Annotated in this window: 1 protein-coding gene; it reads left to right on the plus strand. The window is 53.0% G+C overall.

The window, feature by feature from the left end:
* A partial coding sequence (locus DW640_RS23405; protein ID WP_147326414.1) for a polysaccharide biosynthesis/export family protein occupies positions 1–653 on the plus strand: 653 nt, incomplete at both ends.

Here is a 653-nt window from a genome sequence, read left to right on the forward strand (position 1 = left end):
TCCCGCCTTCGTGAAGAGACTAAGGAGAATACTTCCGACATGCTGGAGGATCATCCGACTACGGAAGATTTGGCCCGTGAGGACCAGGTTTTCGGGCGCAACATCTTCAATACCCGCAACCTGACGTTCGAGCCTAGTGTCAACCTTGCCACTCCTGCCAATTACCGTCTGGGTCCCGGTGATGAAGTCATCATCGATATCTGGGGTGCCAGCCAGAACACGATCCGCCAGCAGATCTCTCCTGAAGGCACCATCAATATTCAGAAGATCGGGCCTGTCAACCTTAGCGGTATGACAGTCTCCGCCGCCAACGACTATCTGAAGGGCGCCCTGAATAAGATTTATAACGGTCTGAACAATACTACCGACCCTACTTCCGACATCCGTCTGACTTTGGGTAATATCCGTACTATCCAGATCAACGTGATGGGAGAGGTCGTGCAGCCGGGTACCTACGCCCTTTCTTCCTTCTCTACCGTCTTCCACGCGCTTTACCGTGCAGGCGGCGTGAGTGATATCGGCAGCCTCCGAAACGTTCAGTTGGTACGCAACGGAAAGAATATCGCCACCATCGATGTTTACGAATTTATCATGAAAGGCAACACGCAGGATGACATCCGCCTTCAGGAAGGTGACGTGGTTATCGTCCCCGC

The sequence above is a fragment of the Bacteroides sp. AM23-12 genome (assembly GCF_003434395.1).
Taxonomy (GTDB): Bacteria; Bacteroidota; Bacteroidia; order Bacteroidales; family Bacteroidaceae; genus Bacteroides; species Bacteroides thetaiotaomicron.